A 15111-nucleotide genomic window follows, 5' to 3' on the forward strand; every position below is an offset into this window, starting at 1 on the left:
ATCTTGAGCCAAAAGAATTTCGGCTAAGTTAACAAGAATCATTCTAAATAAACAGGCTGAAATGAATTTTATTTATATTAATTAAAAAGAGTAGTTATTTTGTTACAAAGGAAAGGTTGAAATTAAAATGATATGAGAACGATGATGCTAATTACTTGTCATAATGAAAACGACATTGAATTATTGCACACTGCTGATCTTTGCCTTTAGTTCCAGAAAGATGTATAAACGAGAAGTTATAATAACGGCTTCAGCACCACCCAAACATTCTCAGCCAAAATCTTATCACCCTCAGCCGTAGGGTGAATGCCATCATCTTGGTTTAACTTAGGAATACCGCCCACCTTATCTAACAGGAAAGGGATCAAGGCCATATTGTTTTTCCTCGCTAAGTCAGGGAAAATGTTCTTAAAATCATTGGTGTATTTTGCGCCCATACTTGGTGGCATCTGCATTCCTGCAATTACTATTTTCACATTTGGATATTTCGTTTTAACGGTATCAATAATATCCTGAAGATTTTTGATCGTTTGTTTTACCGGTAATCCTCTCAACCCATCATTGGCACCTAATTCCAACACAAAAATATCGATAGGTTGTTTCAACAACCAGTTTATTCTTCCTTTTCCCGCAGCTGATGTTTCTCCACTTAAACCTCCGTTAATTACATTATAGGGCAGATTCAAAGAATCGATGCGATTTTGGATCAATGCCGGAAAAGCCTCTGTTGGATCTAACCCATAACCCGCTGTTAAACTGGTTCCGAAGAAAAGTATATTTTTTTTATTAGCAGCAGCTGATTTTTTTTGGTCAGCTGAATCTAAAGTTTTTTGATCATTGCCATTGCTTTTCCCATTCCCACAGGCCGCAAACATTAAAGCCAAAACAAATAAACCTATAAAGCGTTTTCGTAACATAATATCTAATTCCATCTCTAAATAAAAACCATTACCTTAACAGGCAAAGCCATGTTATGTTTGGCAAATACATCTACAAACCCTTTATTTCAAAAATTTGGAAAGTATTTTAAACATTCGAAATGTAAGTAAAATTTACCAAAGTGCCGGACGAGAACTGACAGTTTTGGATCAAATTAATTTCACTATAGAAGCAGGTTCAACGGTAGCCATTACAGGACCGTCGGGCAGCGGAAAAACCACCTTATTAGGTTTGTGTGCCGGTTTAGATCGTGCCAGCAATGGTACGGTAGAGCTTAAAGGAATCGCTTTAGAAAATTTAAATGAAGATGAACGTGCCGCCGTACGTAACCAATATGTAGGTTTCATTTTTCAAAATTTTCAGCTTTTACCTACCTTAACTGCACTCGAAAACGTAATGGTTCCACTAGAACTCAGGGGTGCAAAAAACATTAAGGCTCAGGCCATGGATCTTCTTGAAAAGGTAGGTTTAGCTGGTCGCTCCCACCATTATCCCATTCAATTATCTGGTGGAGAACAACAACGCGTATCATTGGCGAGGGCATTTTCTAATCAGCCTGCTATCCTTTTTGCTGATGAGCCTACCGGAAACCTGGACGCCGAAACAAGTGAAAAAGTAATCAAGCTGCTGTTTGATTTGAATAAAGATTTCGGCACCACGTTAGTTATTGTAACCCACGATTTAGAACTTGCTGCCCGAACGAGCAGAACGATTAAAATAAAAGGTGGTGTGATTGTCTCAGATGAAAACCCAACTTATGCCTAATCAGTTACCAAAACAAAGCATTAGTTTTTCATGGCTGTTTAAAATGGCCTGGCGGGATAGCCGCAAAAACCGGTCTAGACTTTTACTTTTTATCTCTTCCATTGTTTTGGGGATTGCGGCTTTAGTAGCTGTTTATTCCTTTAAAGACAATTTGCAACATGACATTGATGCCCAGGCTAAAGAGCTTACAGGTGCCGATTTGGTTTTAGATAGCCGGAAGGGCGTGAGCAAAGCCATGCAAAAGGTAATCGATAGCCTTGGTGATGAGCGATCACAGGAAAAAACTTTTGCCTCCATGATTTATTTTGATAACGGTGGCGGAAGCAGATTGGTGCAAATGAAAGCCATGGAAGGAAACTATCCATATTATGGTTCCATCGAAACCATACCTGCTGATGCAGCTGCACACTTTCAGGAAGGAAGAACGGCACTCGTAGATCAAACCTTGATGCTTCAATTTAATACTAAAGTTGGCGATTCGGTTCAGATTGGTGATTTAAAATTTAAAATTCTGGGTGCGCTAACCAAAGCACCCGGTCAAAATGGAATAGCAGCCAGCGTGGCGCCGATTGTTTATCTCCCCCTAAAATATCTGGCAAAAACCAACCTCATTAAAACAGGGAGCAGAATTAATAATAAATTTTATTTCCGCTACGATGATCCGTCAGGGGTAGATGAATGGGTAAAAGCCAATGAAACCAAACTTGAGAAAGAAGGTTTCGACGCCGATACTGTTGAATCGAAAAAAGAACAAACCGGTAGATCATTTAAAGATGTAAATCGCTTTCTGGCACTATCAGGATTTATTGCTTTGTTACTAGGCTGCGTTGGTGTGGGCAGTGCCATTCATGTTTACATACAGGAAAAATTAAGTGCCATTGCTACCTTGCGTTGCCTGGGCATGAAATCGAGACATGCATTTTTAATTTATTTGATTCAGATATTTTTTATTGGTTTGATTGCCGCAACGATTGGCGTGGTGCTGGGAACTGGCATACAGTTTTTGCTTCCCCTGGTTTTGAAAGATTTTCTTCCGGTAGAAATTACCATGCAGATTTCCTGGTCGGCAGTTGGGCAAGGGCTTTTACTGGGATTAATCATTTCAGTACTCTTCGCCTTACCTTCGCTTCTTTCGGTCAGGAGAATTTCGCCGCTTAATGCCATCCGCTTATCATTTGAAAAAACAAGTAGCAAAAGTGATCCTTTAACCTGGTTGGTTTATTTGTTAATGGCTGCATTTGTAGTGGGTTTTACGCATCTGCAGATGAAAACGTGGGTACAAACCCTGGCTTTCACAGCTAGCATTGGCATTGCGTTTTTGCTGCTCATCATCCTTTCAAAACTATTAATGTTTTTGGTTAAAACCTTATTGCCAACATCATCAAGTTATTTATGGCGACAGGGTTTCGCCAATTTATATCGCCCAAATAACCAAACGTTAATGCTCACGGTATCTATCGGGCTATCTACCCTATTTATTGGTACATTATTTTTTGTTCAGGGAATCCTAATGGATAGGGTAACACTTTCATCGGGAGGAAACCAGCCTAACATGGTTATGTTCGATATTCAGCAAACGCAAAAAGGCAGAATTGACAGCCTGACTAAAGCTTTCAAACTGCCGTTGATGAATCAAGTACCGGTAATCACAATGCGCATTGAGGAAATTAATGGTAAAAAAGCGAATGCCGACACCAATAACCGAAGAGCATACAGGAATGAAATCAGGGCAACTTATCAGGATAGTTTAACTGCAGCTGAAAAAATTGTTAAAGGAAAATGGGTTGGCAAAATATCCCCAAAAGAAACGGTTTATATTTCCCTTGATCAGCGCTATGCTGACCAGATAAATGTGGGTTTGGATGATAAAATTCTTTTCAATGTGCAGGGCATGATGATTCCAACAGTAGTAGGCAGTTTGCGTGAGGTGAACTGGAGCAGAATGCAAACCAATTTCAGGGTTGTTTTTCCTGCTGGCGTTTTAGAAGAGGCACCGCAGTTTCATGTGCTGATGACCAGGGTACCCAGCAGCGAATTATCAGCGAAATTTCAAGGCGAAGTGGTAAAAAATTTCCCGAACGTATCGGTAATTGATTTGGATCTGATCTTGAAATTGTTGGATGAAATATTAGATAAGATCGGTTTTGTAATTCAGTTTATGGCAGGTTTTAGCATGGTAACCGGGTGGATTGTATTGGTCTCAGCAGTATTAACCAGTAAAAATCAACGAACAAAAGAAAGCATTTTATTACGAACTATAGGTGCGAGCAAAAAGCAAATCCTGGCAATAAATGCCATAGAATATTTCTTTTTAGGTGCTTTTGCCGCAGGAGCAGGAATTATTTTAGCCATTGGCGGTAGTTGGGCATTAGCCAAATTCAGTTTTGATGCAGCTTTTGTTCCGCCATTCTTACCAACATTGGCACTTTTCGGTTCCGTTGTTATAATTGTGGTAGTTACCGGTGTGTTAAGCACTAGAAGTATCCTTAACCAACCACCGTTAAAAATATTAAGAACCGAAGGTTAGTTGGTTCAACAGGGAAATCATATTAATGATTTCCCTGTTTGTAAAGACTCGGAACCGATATTATCTTTTCAGATATCGATACATTTCGCAATTTGCCAAAAGAAATGCGCCAACCCCAAAATTTGCCGTAGCGTTTGCATCGACAATTTGGCCGGGAATTGCCTTTTCTCCGATAGGTTGAACATAACCTACACGACCGTTTTCCTGCAAAGCTATTTTTGACAAATAATTCCATGCCTTTAAGGCAGCCGGGAAATAAGTTCGCTTATCCAAATACCCGTTATTTATCCCCCATAACAATCCATAGGTAAAAAAAGCAGTTCCACTGGTTTCCTTTCCGGGGGCATGATCGGCATCAAGCAGGCTTCGGGTCCAATAACCTTCCTCTTGCTGACTAGCCAGAATAGCTTTTGCCATCCCCTGGAATTTTGAAACATATTCTGCCCGATGTTTATCTTTTTTAGGCAGATCATACAACACCTTTGCTAAACCTGCAAATACCCAACCATCGCCTCTTGCCCAAAAATCCTTTTTGCCATTTACACTTTTATGTTTTGGATAAATGTATTTCTGATCCCGATAGTAAAGCTGCTCTTCCTTATCGTACATGATGCTGTTTGCATAGGTGAAATATTCGTAGAGCTTATCAAGATACAATGGGTTTCCAGTGGTTTTGTATAATTTAGTCATTACTGGCATTACCATATATAAGCCATCTGCCCACCACCAATAATCATTTTGAGCGGTGTTCAGTTGATATTCCATAACCTCCTTTGCTCTTGCAATTTTATGCTCTTCAGGTTCTAAATGATACAAATCGATATAAGTTTGAAAGCAAATTTGCCAATCGCCAAACAATACATATTCATCCGTTTCACCATATGTGTATTTCCAAAGCGTTTTGTCGGCTGACTTTGCTCCCATCCATTGGTTTTGTGCTGCCCAATCTTCCGAAAATTTACGATAAGTTTCATTTTTGGTTATCGCGAATACTTCCATATTGCCTGTGTGATAAGCCGCATTATCCCAAAAAGCACGAACCTGAGGTTTATTATTTAACTGCCAATAATTGTTGGTTTTGTTTATGATTGCCAGCACTTCCTTTTTAGAAGGGAGATTTTGAGCTTCGGCACAAATTGTTAACAAAAGCAATACACAGCCAACGTAAAATTTATTTGTTATCATACAACATCAAAATAAGGGATTAAAATTTCGGTTTCCATTGCAGCACCCTAACGGCAGTTGGCCTAGCTTCAGCCTGTCCTTCCCCGTCTACCTGCACCACATTTTGCAGATACAAATTCAAAATGAATTGATTTTTCCAAAGTTCGGTATCGTAACTGGGCTCCCAATCGCCCACACTTTCTTCAGTTAAATCTTCAATTTTCCATTGATTACCTGTAATATCAGGATTCAAAACAATGGAAGCTTTATTCTTCCGCTCAGCATCTCTAAAAATAATTCCTGCCGCATATTTTTTCTGGTTTGGCCAGACAATAATTTGTGGTCTGGAAATTGGTATTTTTTTGGTACCTCCGCCACTTAAGCTAAATGCCGTTTTACGAAAGGTTAATGCGTTTACCTCCCATCCCTTGCCGGTATTAAAAACGATGTGATATTGAGGTATTGAATCAGGCGCATCTCGCCAGTAACTAGCTATAAATACCTTTCCATTAGCATCTGCAAACATCGAGGTCTGGTTAATTAACTCACTTTTTTGTGGAATCTTGACCGCGTATTCTGCGTTCGACGCTACAATCGGCAATTGGTAGCTTTCACCGGTTGACTTCTGCCAGGTTAATCCTCCATCCAAAGATTTTGCATAACAAAGGTCATGGTTACTCGCCACATCAGGCGTTTCTCTCCACACCCACGACAAATGCAGTCCACCCGATTGATCAATAGCCACCTGCCAGTAAGCATTGCGTTTGCCTTCTCCATCAATCATTCCATCCTGAACGCGTTGCCATTTTTTGGCTTTAACTGAGTACCTGTTAATCATTAAATTACCATTACCCGAACCACCGTCACGATAAAAGAATAACAAATCCCCATCCGGCAATTTATAAAACTCAGGATAACTGACTTTATTCTCTTTTTCGGCAAGCATGTCTAATTTCGAACCAAGCGCAAGCGAACCAGCTGAAATACCTTTAGCATAATTTAACTTGTTATTATGCTGCCCCCAGGCTACATGTAAAACGCCATCACCATCCACGATAATACTGATGGATTTATGTGCATCGGTTGCATCACCTTTGTAGGATGTCTTCTGAATCTGCCAGTTTCCGGATCCACCTTTTCGCTTAGCCAATACAACAAACTGATCAAGATCATAATATGCTGCATACTGATAGCCCTTAAATGTTACCAGTGCATTTTTCCTGAAAATAACCGCATTAACCGAATTATTTGCCCAGCCATTCTCAGCAATGGTGTAGATTTTCTGGTGCTGTGCAAAAGAAACATTATGGCAAAAAAATAAGAGGCAGAAAGCTAAACAAATTGATTTTAAAAATTTCCCATTCAAAAATATCGATGTCACATCATCCTTAAGAAAGAAATTACAATGTTTTGAGTTAATCATAGTGATGAGAATGATGCTACTAAAGAGTCCTGTTGTTCGGCAGCAATCAAGTTTAATCATTTTATAGAAATTTAGCGAATATGGTGTGATTTAACTACCTGAATAAATTATCCTGCCCCGCTAGCGCTTATTACATTTTAAAGATCAATATGAACAAAAAGTTAAATTTTTATTCCTGGTAAACCTTTTGTTAAGTGGCGTGTTTTTTTAATCACAAAGAATAAACAATGAACAATAAGCTTAGAAATTCCATATTACTTGCCACACTTGGAATCATCATCATCAGTTACGCAAGCTGTAGTGTTACGATTCCGCAAGGTGCTACAGCCATAAAACCATTCAATAAAGACAAATATTTAGGCACCTGGTATGAAATTGCCCGAATGGATTTTAAATTTGAAAAAGACCTGAACAATGTTACTGCCACGTATTCACTAAAGGATGATGGAACCATAAAGGTTGATAATAAGGGCTACAACTATGTTAAAAAGGAATGGAAACAAAGTATCGGCAAAGCCAAGTTTGTGAATGAAAGTGATGAGGCAAGACTAAAAGTTTCATTTTTTGGTCCATTTTACGCAGGTTATAATGTTATTGAAATTGATAAGGATTACCAATATGCACTAGTTGTGGGCAATAACCTTGATTACATGTGGATTTTATCAAGAACGAAAACCATACCTGATGGCGTAAAACAAGCCTACCTCGATAAAGCAAAAAGCCTGGGTTACAAAACCTCAGAATTGGTTTGGACCAAACATGATTTATAATTTAATCTTAGATTGATAAGTCCGTTTTGCTTTTTAATAATACTTTTACGCAAATGATTAGATTAAACTGCGACACGCCAAGTGAAGTACTTCAGGATGTAAAAATTGGAGACATGGTTACAGATACCTTTAGTAAAACAGGTTTGGTAGAATCCATTGAAGTTAATGATGATGGTTTGTATAGAATTTATGAATTTAATTTAGTTACCGGCAGAACAATCACTGTAAAAAAGTAAATTGCAGGGACCATATTATCTCTAGCCATGTCATTACTTATACTGCTCGCGGGCATACTGCTTCTTTTCATTTTAATTCTGAAAAAAGTCAATCCAATGATCGCCCTATTAGGCGTAGCAATTCTTACCGGATTGTTTTTGGGTATGCCAACCAGCAAGGTGATGAATTCCATTAGTAGTGGAATTGGAAGTACTTTAGGCAGCATGGTGATGGTGCTGGCATTAGGCGCCATGATGGGAAAACTGATTGAAGACAGCGGATCAGCAAGAAAGATCGTTTTCATTCTGATTAAATCATTCGGTAAAAACAACATCCAATGGGCAGTATTAATTACGGGTTTGATGGTTGGTATCCCCCTGTTCTATAACGCCGGTTTTGTAGTGCTTATTCCACTGGTTTTTGCAATTTCAGCCGCAACCGGACTTTCAAAATTGTATATTGGCATTCCAATGGCTACCGCCCTTTCTGTAACACATGGCTTTTTACCACCGCACCCCGGACCAGTTGCCCTTTCGGCTATTTTTCATGCTGATATTGGCAAAACCTTAATTTACGGATTGATTTTAAGCTTACCCATCGCGGTAATAGCAGGTATTTATTTTCCCAGGCTAATTATCAAAAGAGATCAGCCTGTTCTTTCTGCACTCGTTATTGAAGAAGGCGATGAACTCCCTTCAGCAACAAGGAGTTTCATTACGGCTTTGCTGCCTGTTTTTTTGATTATTGCCGGAACGGTTGGAAGTAGCGTCAGTATCGACTATTTTGGAAAATCATTTTTTACTTTCCTTGCCGACCCTACGGCTGCATTACTTCTTTCTGTGATCATCACCCTGTTTGTTCAGCAAACATCCATTGAAAAAGCAATGCTTTCGTGTGCCGAAGGTGTAAAAAGCATTGCAATGATCATTCTCATCATTGCCGCAGGAGGTGCGTTTAAGCAAATCTTGATTGATAGCGGAATGGGCGAAACTGTTAAACAACTTACGGCAAACCTAAATCTTTCGCCCTTATTGCTGGCCTGGTTAATTACAGCTTCGCTGAGGGTAACGCTTGGCTCGGCAACGGTTGCTGCATTAACTGCATCGGGCATGGTGTTACCTTTAATCGGCCCAAATGCACCTCCGGAGCTGATGGTATTATCGGTAGGCGCCGGAAGTTTAATGTTTTCCCATGTAAATGATACCGGTTTCTGGATGTTTAAAGAATACTTCAACCTCAGTTTGAAAGAAACTTTCCGTACCTGGACCGCTATGGAAAGCATTGTTTCCGTTCTAGGGCTACTTGGCGTATTAGCACTTAACCAACTTTAAAACTATTGTATGGTTTTATTGAAGTACTTACTAAAATAGAGCATTTGATAGGCAATTGCGTTTTCCCAATATTCAAAATTGTGAACGCCTGGCCTCACCGTAAAATCATGCGGAATATTTCGATCAGTCAATTTGTTGTGTAGGGCTACATTCACATCATAGAAAAAGTCATTTCTTCCTACATCGAAAATAATCGACAACTTGTTAGGACTTAGAAGATGTGTTAAGTTGATAACTGTATTGGCTTCCCAACGATCGGGAAACTGGTTATAAGGACCCAGCCGTTTTGCAATGTTCCAATTTTCTGGAAAAGGCCTGATGTCTACACCACCGCTCATACTTCCACAAGCGCCATAAACATCCTGATGTTTGAAAGCCAGGTACAAGCCACCGTGTCCACCCATACTTAAACCCGTAATTGCTCTTCCGGTTCTATCATTTATGGTCCGGTAGCGCCCATCAACAGATTCAACCAGTTCTTTTGAAACATAAGTTTCGTACTGGTAGGCGGGATCGATAGGGCTATCAAAATACCAGCTGGTTACGCCGCCATCCGGGCAAACCACAATGATTCCGAAATTATCTGCCAGTTTTTTTACCGCTTCCTTATCCCTGGTGTTTAACAGCCAATCTGAATATTTTCCGCCAGCGCCGTGCAGCAGATATAAAACCGGGAAACGTTTTGTTGAATTTTCATAAAGCTGCGGTTTTACCACCGCAGCTTTGATATCTTTTTTCATTGATTTACTTCGGGTCACAACAGTATCTACCGTTGCCGCGAATGCCAGCTGGGTGTAGAGTAATGTTATTAGGACCGCAAGGCAATTTAATATCGATTTTTTCATATCTGAAAGATGATTTTTCAGACTGAAATTAGATTTTTTTCACCACATGCCAAAATGGTTCCGATTTAGCTGATGCATTATTAACCTAATTCTTGGTTACCTTGTCAACCCTAACGTAACTCATTGATTGATTTACATTCTCAAGGTATTTTTTTTGATATTTCTGATGAACACGCTCATTTTGCTTTACGCCGTTCACAATCATACTATTTTTATCAAGTGAAAATGAAAGATTTGTGGTATTAGATACCAATCCATCTTTTAATAATTCAGCACTGATTTTATCTGTGTGATCTTTTCCATTCTCTACGTGAACATTTACGGAATTTCCTTCATTAAACGTAACGCTACCATTTATTCTCGGAGGAGTTGGCGGCGCAGCAGGTGGCTGCGGAACAGCATGACTTCCCGCTACTGGAGGGCTTGGTGGCGTTGGAGGAACAACTCCTGTTACTTTCGCCGGGCGAGGTGGCTTTGGCGGCTTCGGTGTTTGACTTCTTTTTTTATCATCCTGCGCCCATTTTTTTTCATCCTCAGCATATTTTTTTTCATCCTCCGCATATTTTGCCTCATCGGCAGCATACTTTTTCTCTGCCGCTTTGTATTTCTTTTCACTCTCAGCATACTTTTTTTCTTCTGCTGCAAAGCGGGCATCATCAGCAGCTTGTTTTGCATCGCGTTCTACTTGTTTTGCATCTATCCGATCTTGCTTTAAAGCTGCTTCTCCCAAGTCTGCTTTTTTAGCTGATTGATTTTTGCGCTCTGCAGCCTTCATTTTCTGCTCAATTTCTTTTTCCAGCTGATCTCCCGATTTGGATTTCTTAGCCGTATCCTGAACAGTTAAAGCAGAAGTAGAAATTATGTTTGTACTACTTGCAGCGGCGTGACTTATGCCTTTGAATGCAGCAGTGCATAGTACCGTAGATACCAATGCAATGGTTAATATTGTTTTTTCCATTTTGTTTAAAGTTGAATTGGTGTTAAATAACATTCTGCTCGCCCGATGCAGCAGACTACCCTTTTTGCCCGTAATGCCCATCGCATAAGCAGGTGCACACTGCTTAAATTCCTGACAAAAAACCAAGGCGCTCACATAGTTTTTCCGATCGTTTACACAGGAGATGGCCAAATCATCACAGCAATGCTCGCGTTCGGTTTTAATAAGTTGCGATACCCAAAGTACCGCAGGATTGAAGAAAAATACAATTTCGATGAAGCTTTGCAGAATATTAATGAGATAATCTCTACGTTTAATGTGCGCCAGTTCGTGAGCCAAAATAGCTTCTACTTCAGCAGTAGATAATCTATTTAATAAACCCAAAGGAATTAAAATTAATGGCTTAAAATGCCCAATAACCATGGGAACCTTAGCTATCCCCGATTGCATCAATTTAACCTGCTGATTTAAGCCAAGTTTATCAGAGAGCAGTTCCAGATGTTCATTCCAGGTTTTGCCAGCGGCATAAATTTGTCTTTTACGTAAATAATAAACACTGTTTAAACCCATCACCAGCTGAATACTTTTTCCGCAAATAATCAGGAACCAGATCAGTACAATTTGAGCGGAATAAGTATTCCAGATGTTGAATACCTTATTCAGGCCTGCGTACAAACTAAATTGAACGGAAGATACTGTCGGCTGGCTACTTTGCAGCGTTGTTAAACTAATTTCAACCTGATCATTTAAGCGCACCTCCGAACGACCTGTCAATTCAGTGAGTTTAGCATAAAAAACAGCAGAGATAGCAAATACAAACAAAAACAAACCACCTGTTAACAAGTCATAACGTAATTTTGCACTTGTTTTACGGGTCGCAAACATTATTGCTCCTGAAAAAACCGCCAGGATCACGCCCATCCATAATGAGTGAAAAAGTGTTGTACCCAAAGCACTCAACCAGTTTTCAGGCAAAAAGTTAATCCATTTAAATTCCATTGTGGTAGTTCTTTAGCAAAAGGTTATACTAATCCATTTTATCCAATAGCCGCTTAATCTCCTCAATCTCCTCTTTTGAAGTTTTTTGGTTCCCTAACAATTGCATCATCAACTGCGAAGCCGATCCTTTATACAAAGTATTCACAAAACGATCTAACAACTGAACTTTAGTTTTCTCCTCTGCTTCAACTGGAATATAAATGTGCTTCATTTGGCTTTCATCACGTTTTAAAATTCCTTTTTCTGCAAGGATCTGCATCTGTTTCAAGGTAGAAGTATAATTCACTTCCCGGTTCTCATTCAGCTTATCGTTTACAAACCTTACTGTAGATGGACCAAATTCCCAAAGCACCTGCAGGATTTCTAGTTCCGCTTTGGTAGGTTCCGGCAAATGATGATCATTTTGATTATTCTTCATAATCTAAAGGTACGATATTTTTCGTACGATACAAATATTACCTAATGTTTTTTTTTACCAAGCCTTGGGTGCCTTACAAAAAGGCTACAAATGTCAGAATAGCTATTTCAGGGACTTAATCACTGCGATCAAATCTTCTTCGCCATATGTGGCTTCTGCATCCTCGAAGGTTTCCAATGCTGTTGTTGCAAGCGGCGAGGAAATGCCTTCAGCTTTTGCTAACCTTAAATCTTTAACAATGTGCTTCAATGCGAACGCCGCCTGGTAATTGTCATTCAAAATGGCATCACCTTTTATGCTGGTAAAAATATTTCCAATTGCAGCGTTGTTAATCAGCTTCAACAGGTCGCCAGTTTGGATTCCGTTTTCATTGGCAAATAAGATGGTTTCCGCCAAGCCCTGCGTGTACAAGGCCAGCAAAGAATTTATGGCCAGCTTGGCCTGGTTTCCAGCACCTGAGGCACCAACCCGCAAAGACAATTTCCCCAATTTCTCAAAAACAGGTTTTGCACTTTCGTAAATGTCTTCATCGCCGCCAACCATGATCACCAGTTGACCAGTCTCCGCCTGTTTTACACTGCCAGAAACAGGGGCATCAAGATAATGATTACCCTTTCGTTTACTTTTCTCATTCATTTCCCTCGAAATAGCTGGGGAAACCGTACTCATGTTAATCACGATTTTTCCGCTGGTATCTGCAGCCAATAAACCTTCTTCCGATTCAAAAATCTGTCTGATGGCCGCATCATCAGAAACCATAAGGATCAGGATGTCAACTTTCTCCAATAGTGATTTCGGCGTTGCTGCAACTGATGCACCAGCTTTTTCCAGTTCGCCCATCTTATCTTTTGTCCGGTTAAAAACGCAAACCTCATATCCGGCTTTTATTAATTGTCCGGCCATCGGCATCCCCATATTACCCAAACCAATCCATCCTATATTATTCATCATTTCTTTATTAATTATTTAATTTTCAAAGGAAAGACTTAATATCTAATTAGAAAATTTTTAATACTTCTTTTACATTTCAGATTGAATGTTCAAACAATAATTGTTTAAAAAATTAAAATAATCTCATTTGTTCAAACCTTAAATTTGTTCAAAAAACCAACATGCTGCTCAAAGATTTATATTCTCCTGCTTTCTACGATCGGTTGTCTGATGCGTTATTGATTACACTTCCAGGCTTTGATAAAAAGAAATTTATTGCAAATATTTATGTGCCTGATTTCGAAAGAAAGGAATTAAAGGAGCGTATGAAGCATACCTCAGTTGTACTGCATCAATTTATGCCTACGGATTATGCCCAAACCGTTTTGTTAATTAAAAATACTGTTGCACAACTTCGCATCGCAGGAGTTGGTGAAGATGGACTGGCGTTCATGTTTTTGCCCGATTACCTGGAAACCTATGGGATTGATCATTTTGAAGAATCTGTTCACGCCCTCGAATCTGTTACGCAATTTGTGAGCTGCGAGTTTGCTGTTCGGCCTTTTATTTTGAAATACGAGCAACAAATGATTCAAAAAATGCTAACCTGGTCTTTACACGAGAACCACAAAGTAAGAAGATTAGCCAGCGAAGGCAGCCGGCCGCGATTACCATGGGCGATGGCCATCCCATTTTTAAAAAAAGATCCTTCATCGATACTTCCAATTTTAAATCAACTGAAGCAGGATCCATCAGAATATGTTCGAAGAAGCGTAGCCAATAGCCTGAACGATATTGCTAAGGACCACCCGGGTGTAGTGCTCGAAGTTGCCAGAAACTGGACCGGATTAGGACCTGAAACAGATGCCATCATTAAACACGGCAGCCGAACTTTGCTAAAACAAGGGCATGCAGAAATTCTGAAACACTATGGATTAGATGATCGGGGAATTGTGTTAAAAGATTTCAAATTAATTAATCCCATAGTGAGAATCGGTGAAAGCCTGACATTTTCGTTTACCATTAAAAATGAAAATAAGGTGGCAAAAAAAATCAGACTGGAATATGCCATTTATTATAAAAAGCAAAATGGGCAAAATACAAAGAAGGTTTTTAAAATTTCGGAAAAGATCTTTCCAGCAGGTGCAGCGTCGCATATTATTCGTAAACAAAAGTTCATACTAATTACGACGCGTAAATTTCACCCTGGCGACCATCAAATCGCAATGGTTGTTAATGGAGCGGAAAAAGAAATATTGAATTTCGAATTACAAACTTAAAATGGCAACCAATTGATCTAATAGCGGTATTTGTCTGTCTTTAATCGCTTTGCAGGCGCCTTGATAATCGAACCATTCGCCCCGATCTACTTCAACAAAATGCTGCTTTTTACCTGATTTTGGTGGCCATTCCATCTCAAAAGTGTTACTATGCAGGGATGATGGATCTAAATCGCCTTCCACCGCCCAGCATAAAACTTTCTTTCCTCCTTTTTGAACAATGGGATCCAACTCAATAAAATCTCCATCAATTCGGGTTCCCACTTCTTCCTCAAATTCCCGTATCGCAGCGTGAAGCGGGGCTTCATCCTGCTCGAACTCACCTTTTGGAACAGACCAAACCCCAAAATCTTTTTTAGCAAAAAGAGGTCCGCCGGGGTGAATAAGAAAAAACTCCAGCCCTGTAGTTTTCTTTCTGAATAATAATATGCCTGCGCTAACCCTCATCATCTCGTATTAAATCACCAATTTCTGACAGCCAATTACAGCGCCTATTTACATGAAACAAATTTTGTCGATGCTTGTTCTGCCTTTCATCATCAAAAAAATAAATGGCACATTTCCACA

14 protein-coding genes are annotated in these 15111 nt (G+C 39.5%); 6 read left to right on the plus strand and 8 right to left on the minus strand.

The genetic code is table 11. From position 1 onward, the window contains the following. Positions 1-236 precede the first annotated feature (236 nt). Positions 237-932, minus strand: coding sequence for an arylesterase (locus R2Q70_RS18515; RefSeq protein ID WP_316809033.1), 696 nt, complete (start codon positions 930-932; stop codon positions 237-239). An 82-nt stretch (positions 933-1014) separates the two neighbouring features. Here R2Q70_RS18515 and R2Q70_RS18520 point away from each other — a divergent pair, with 82 nt between their 5' ends. Beyond that, the gene (locus tag R2Q70_RS18520; protein ID WP_316809034.1) at positions 1015-1704 is read left to right on the plus strand and encodes an ABC transporter ATP-binding protein; all 690 of its coding nucleotides are present in this window, start codon (positions 1015-1017) and stop codon (positions 1702-1704) included. Next, positions 1697-4231 (plus strand): ABC transporter permease, encoded by a 2535-nt coding sequence (locus tag R2Q70_RS18525; RefSeq protein ID WP_316809035.1) that lies wholly within the window; start codon positions 1697-1699, stop codon positions 4229-4231. The genes R2Q70_RS18520 and R2Q70_RS18525 overlap by 8 nt, the downstream gene beginning before the upstream one ends. Before the next feature lie 60 nt (positions 4232-4291). Here the strand turns inward: R2Q70_RS18525 and R2Q70_RS18530 are convergent, their stop codons facing one another. Both R2Q70_RS18530 and R2Q70_RS18535 read right to left on the minus strand, forming a co-directional pair. Next, positions 4292-5416 carry a glycoside hydrolase family 88 protein gene (locus tag R2Q70_RS18530; protein WP_316809036.1) on the minus strand — a complete coding sequence of 375 codons (1125 nt, stop codon included), beginning with the start codon at positions 5414-5416 and terminating at the stop codon, positions 4292-4294. 19 nt (positions 5417-5435) lie between these two features. Then, on the minus strand, positions 5436-6818 hold the full coding sequence (locus tag R2Q70_RS18535; protein WP_316809037.1) for a BNR repeat-containing protein: 1383 nt from the start codon (positions 6816-6818) through the stop codon (positions 5436-5438). Positions 6819-7045: 227 nt separating this feature from the next. Here R2Q70_RS18535 and R2Q70_RS18540 point away from each other — a divergent pair, with 227 nt between their 5' ends. Genes R2Q70_RS18540 through R2Q70_RS18550 form a run of 3 tightly spaced genes read left to right on the plus strand, consistent with a single transcriptional unit; the run spans position 7046 to position 9135 of the window. Next, the gene (locus tag R2Q70_RS18540) at positions 7046-7588 is read left to right on the plus strand and encodes a lipocalin family protein (RefSeq protein ID WP_316809038.1); all 543 of its coding nucleotides are present in this window, start codon (positions 7046-7048) and stop codon (positions 7586-7588) included. A gap of 53 nt (positions 7589-7641) precedes the next feature. After that, entirely contained in the window at positions 7642-7824 is a 183-nt protein-coding gene (locus R2Q70_RS18545) for a hypothetical protein (protein ID WP_316809039.1), read from the plus strand. Between the two features lie 27 nt (positions 7825-7851). Then, on the plus strand, positions 7852-9135 hold the full coding sequence (locus tag R2Q70_RS18550) for a gluconate:H+ symporter (protein ID WP_316809040.1): 1284 nt from the start codon (positions 7852-7854) through the stop codon (positions 9133-9135). A gap of 2 nt (positions 9136-9137) precedes the next feature. On the opposite strand, the gene R2Q70_RS18555 is transcribed toward R2Q70_RS18550, so the two are convergent. The 4 genes from R2Q70_RS18555 to R2Q70_RS18570 all read right to left on the minus strand — a co-directional run bounded on the left by R2Q70_RS18555 (position 9138) and on the right by R2Q70_RS18570 (position 13285). Further along, the gene (locus R2Q70_RS18555) at positions 9138-9980 is read right to left on the minus strand and encodes an alpha/beta hydrolase (protein ID WP_316809041.1); all 843 of its coding nucleotides are present in this window, start codon (positions 9978-9980) and stop codon (positions 9138-9140) included. Between the two features lie 85 nt (positions 9981-10065). After that, positions 10066-11916, minus strand: a complete 1851-nt coding sequence (locus tag R2Q70_RS18560; protein WP_316809042.1) for a M56 family metallopeptidase — start codon at positions 11914-11916, stop codon at positions 10066-10068. Between the two features lie 28 nt (positions 11917-11944). Then, entirely contained in the window at positions 11945-12334 is a 390-nt protein-coding gene (locus tag R2Q70_RS18565) for a BlaI/MecI/CopY family transcriptional regulator (RefSeq protein ID WP_316809043.1), read from the minus strand. Positions 12335-12436: 102 nt separating this feature from the next. Next, the gene (locus R2Q70_RS18570) at positions 12437-13285 is read right to left on the minus strand and encodes an NAD(P)-dependent oxidoreductase (RefSeq protein WP_316809044.1); all 849 of its coding nucleotides are present in this window, start codon (positions 13283-13285) and stop codon (positions 12437-12439) included. A 161-nt stretch (positions 13286-13446) separates the two neighbouring features. Here R2Q70_RS18570 and R2Q70_RS18575 point away from each other — a divergent pair, with 161 nt between their 5' ends. Continuing rightward, positions 13447-14544: a DNA alkylation repair protein gene (locus R2Q70_RS18575; RefSeq protein WP_316809045.1), complete on the plus strand. Its 1098-nt coding sequence runs from the start codon at positions 13447-13449 to the stop codon at positions 14542-14544. On the opposite strand, the gene R2Q70_RS18580 is transcribed toward R2Q70_RS18575, so the two are convergent. Next, positions 14533-14994 carry an NUDIX domain-containing protein gene (locus R2Q70_RS18580; protein ID WP_316809046.1) on the minus strand — a complete coding sequence of 154 codons (462 nt, stop codon included), beginning with the start codon at positions 14992-14994 and terminating at the stop codon, positions 14533-14535. The genes R2Q70_RS18575 and R2Q70_RS18580 overlap by 12 nt on opposite strands. Positions 14995-15111: the final 117 nt, after the last annotated feature.

The organism is Pedobacter agri (genome assembly GCF_032678665.1).
Classification (GTDB): Bacteria; Bacteroidota; Bacteroidia; order Sphingobacteriales; family Sphingobacteriaceae; genus Pedobacter; species Pedobacter agri_A.

Coding starts and splice junctions, on each gene's coding strand:
- R2Q70_RS18555 (WP_316809041.1), bottom strand. CDS start 9,980: ATGAAAAAATCGATATTAAATTGCCTTGCGGTCCTAATAACATTACTC.
- R2Q70_RS18540 (WP_316809038.1), top strand. CDS start 7,046: ATGAACAATAAGCTTAGAAATTCCATATTACTTGCCACACTTGGAATC.
- R2Q70_RS18535 (WP_316809037.1), bottom strand. CDS start 6,818: ATGATTAACTCAAAACATTGTAATTTCTTTCTTAAGGATGATGTGACA.
- R2Q70_RS18575 (WP_316809045.1), top strand. CDS start 13,447: ATGCTGCTCAAAGATTTATATTCTCCTGCTTTCTACGATCGGTTGTCT.
- R2Q70_RS18545 (WP_316809039.1), top strand. CDS start 7,642: ATGATTAGATTAAACTGCGACACGCCAAGTGAAGTACTTCAGGATGTA.
- R2Q70_RS18530 (WP_316809036.1), bottom strand. CDS start 5,416: ATGATAACAAATAAATTTTACGTTGGCTGTGTATTGCTTTTGTTAACA.
- R2Q70_RS18570 (WP_316809044.1), bottom strand. CDS start 13,285: ATGATGAATAATATAGGATGGATTGGTTTGGGTAATATGGGGATGCCG.
- R2Q70_RS18580 (WP_316809046.1), bottom strand. CDS start 14,994: ATGATGAGGGTTAGCGCAGGCATATTATTATTCAGAAAGAAAACTACA.
- R2Q70_RS18525 (WP_316809035.1), top strand. CDS start 1,697: ATGCCTAATCAGTTACCAAAACAAAGCATTAGTTTTTCATGGCTGTTT.
- R2Q70_RS18565 (WP_316809043.1), bottom strand. CDS start 12,334: ATGAAGAATAATCAAAATGATCATCATTTGCCGGAACCTACCAAAGCG.
- R2Q70_RS18550 (WP_316809040.1), top strand. CDS start 7,852: ATGTCATTACTTATACTGCTCGCGGGCATACTGCTTCTTTTCATTTTA.
- R2Q70_RS18560 (WP_316809042.1), bottom strand. CDS start 11,916: ATGGAATTTAAATGGATTAACTTTTTGCCTGAAAACTGGTTGAGTGCT.
- R2Q70_RS18515 (WP_316809033.1), bottom strand. CDS start 932: ATGGAATTAGATATTATGTTACGAAAACGCTTTATAGGTTTATTTGTT.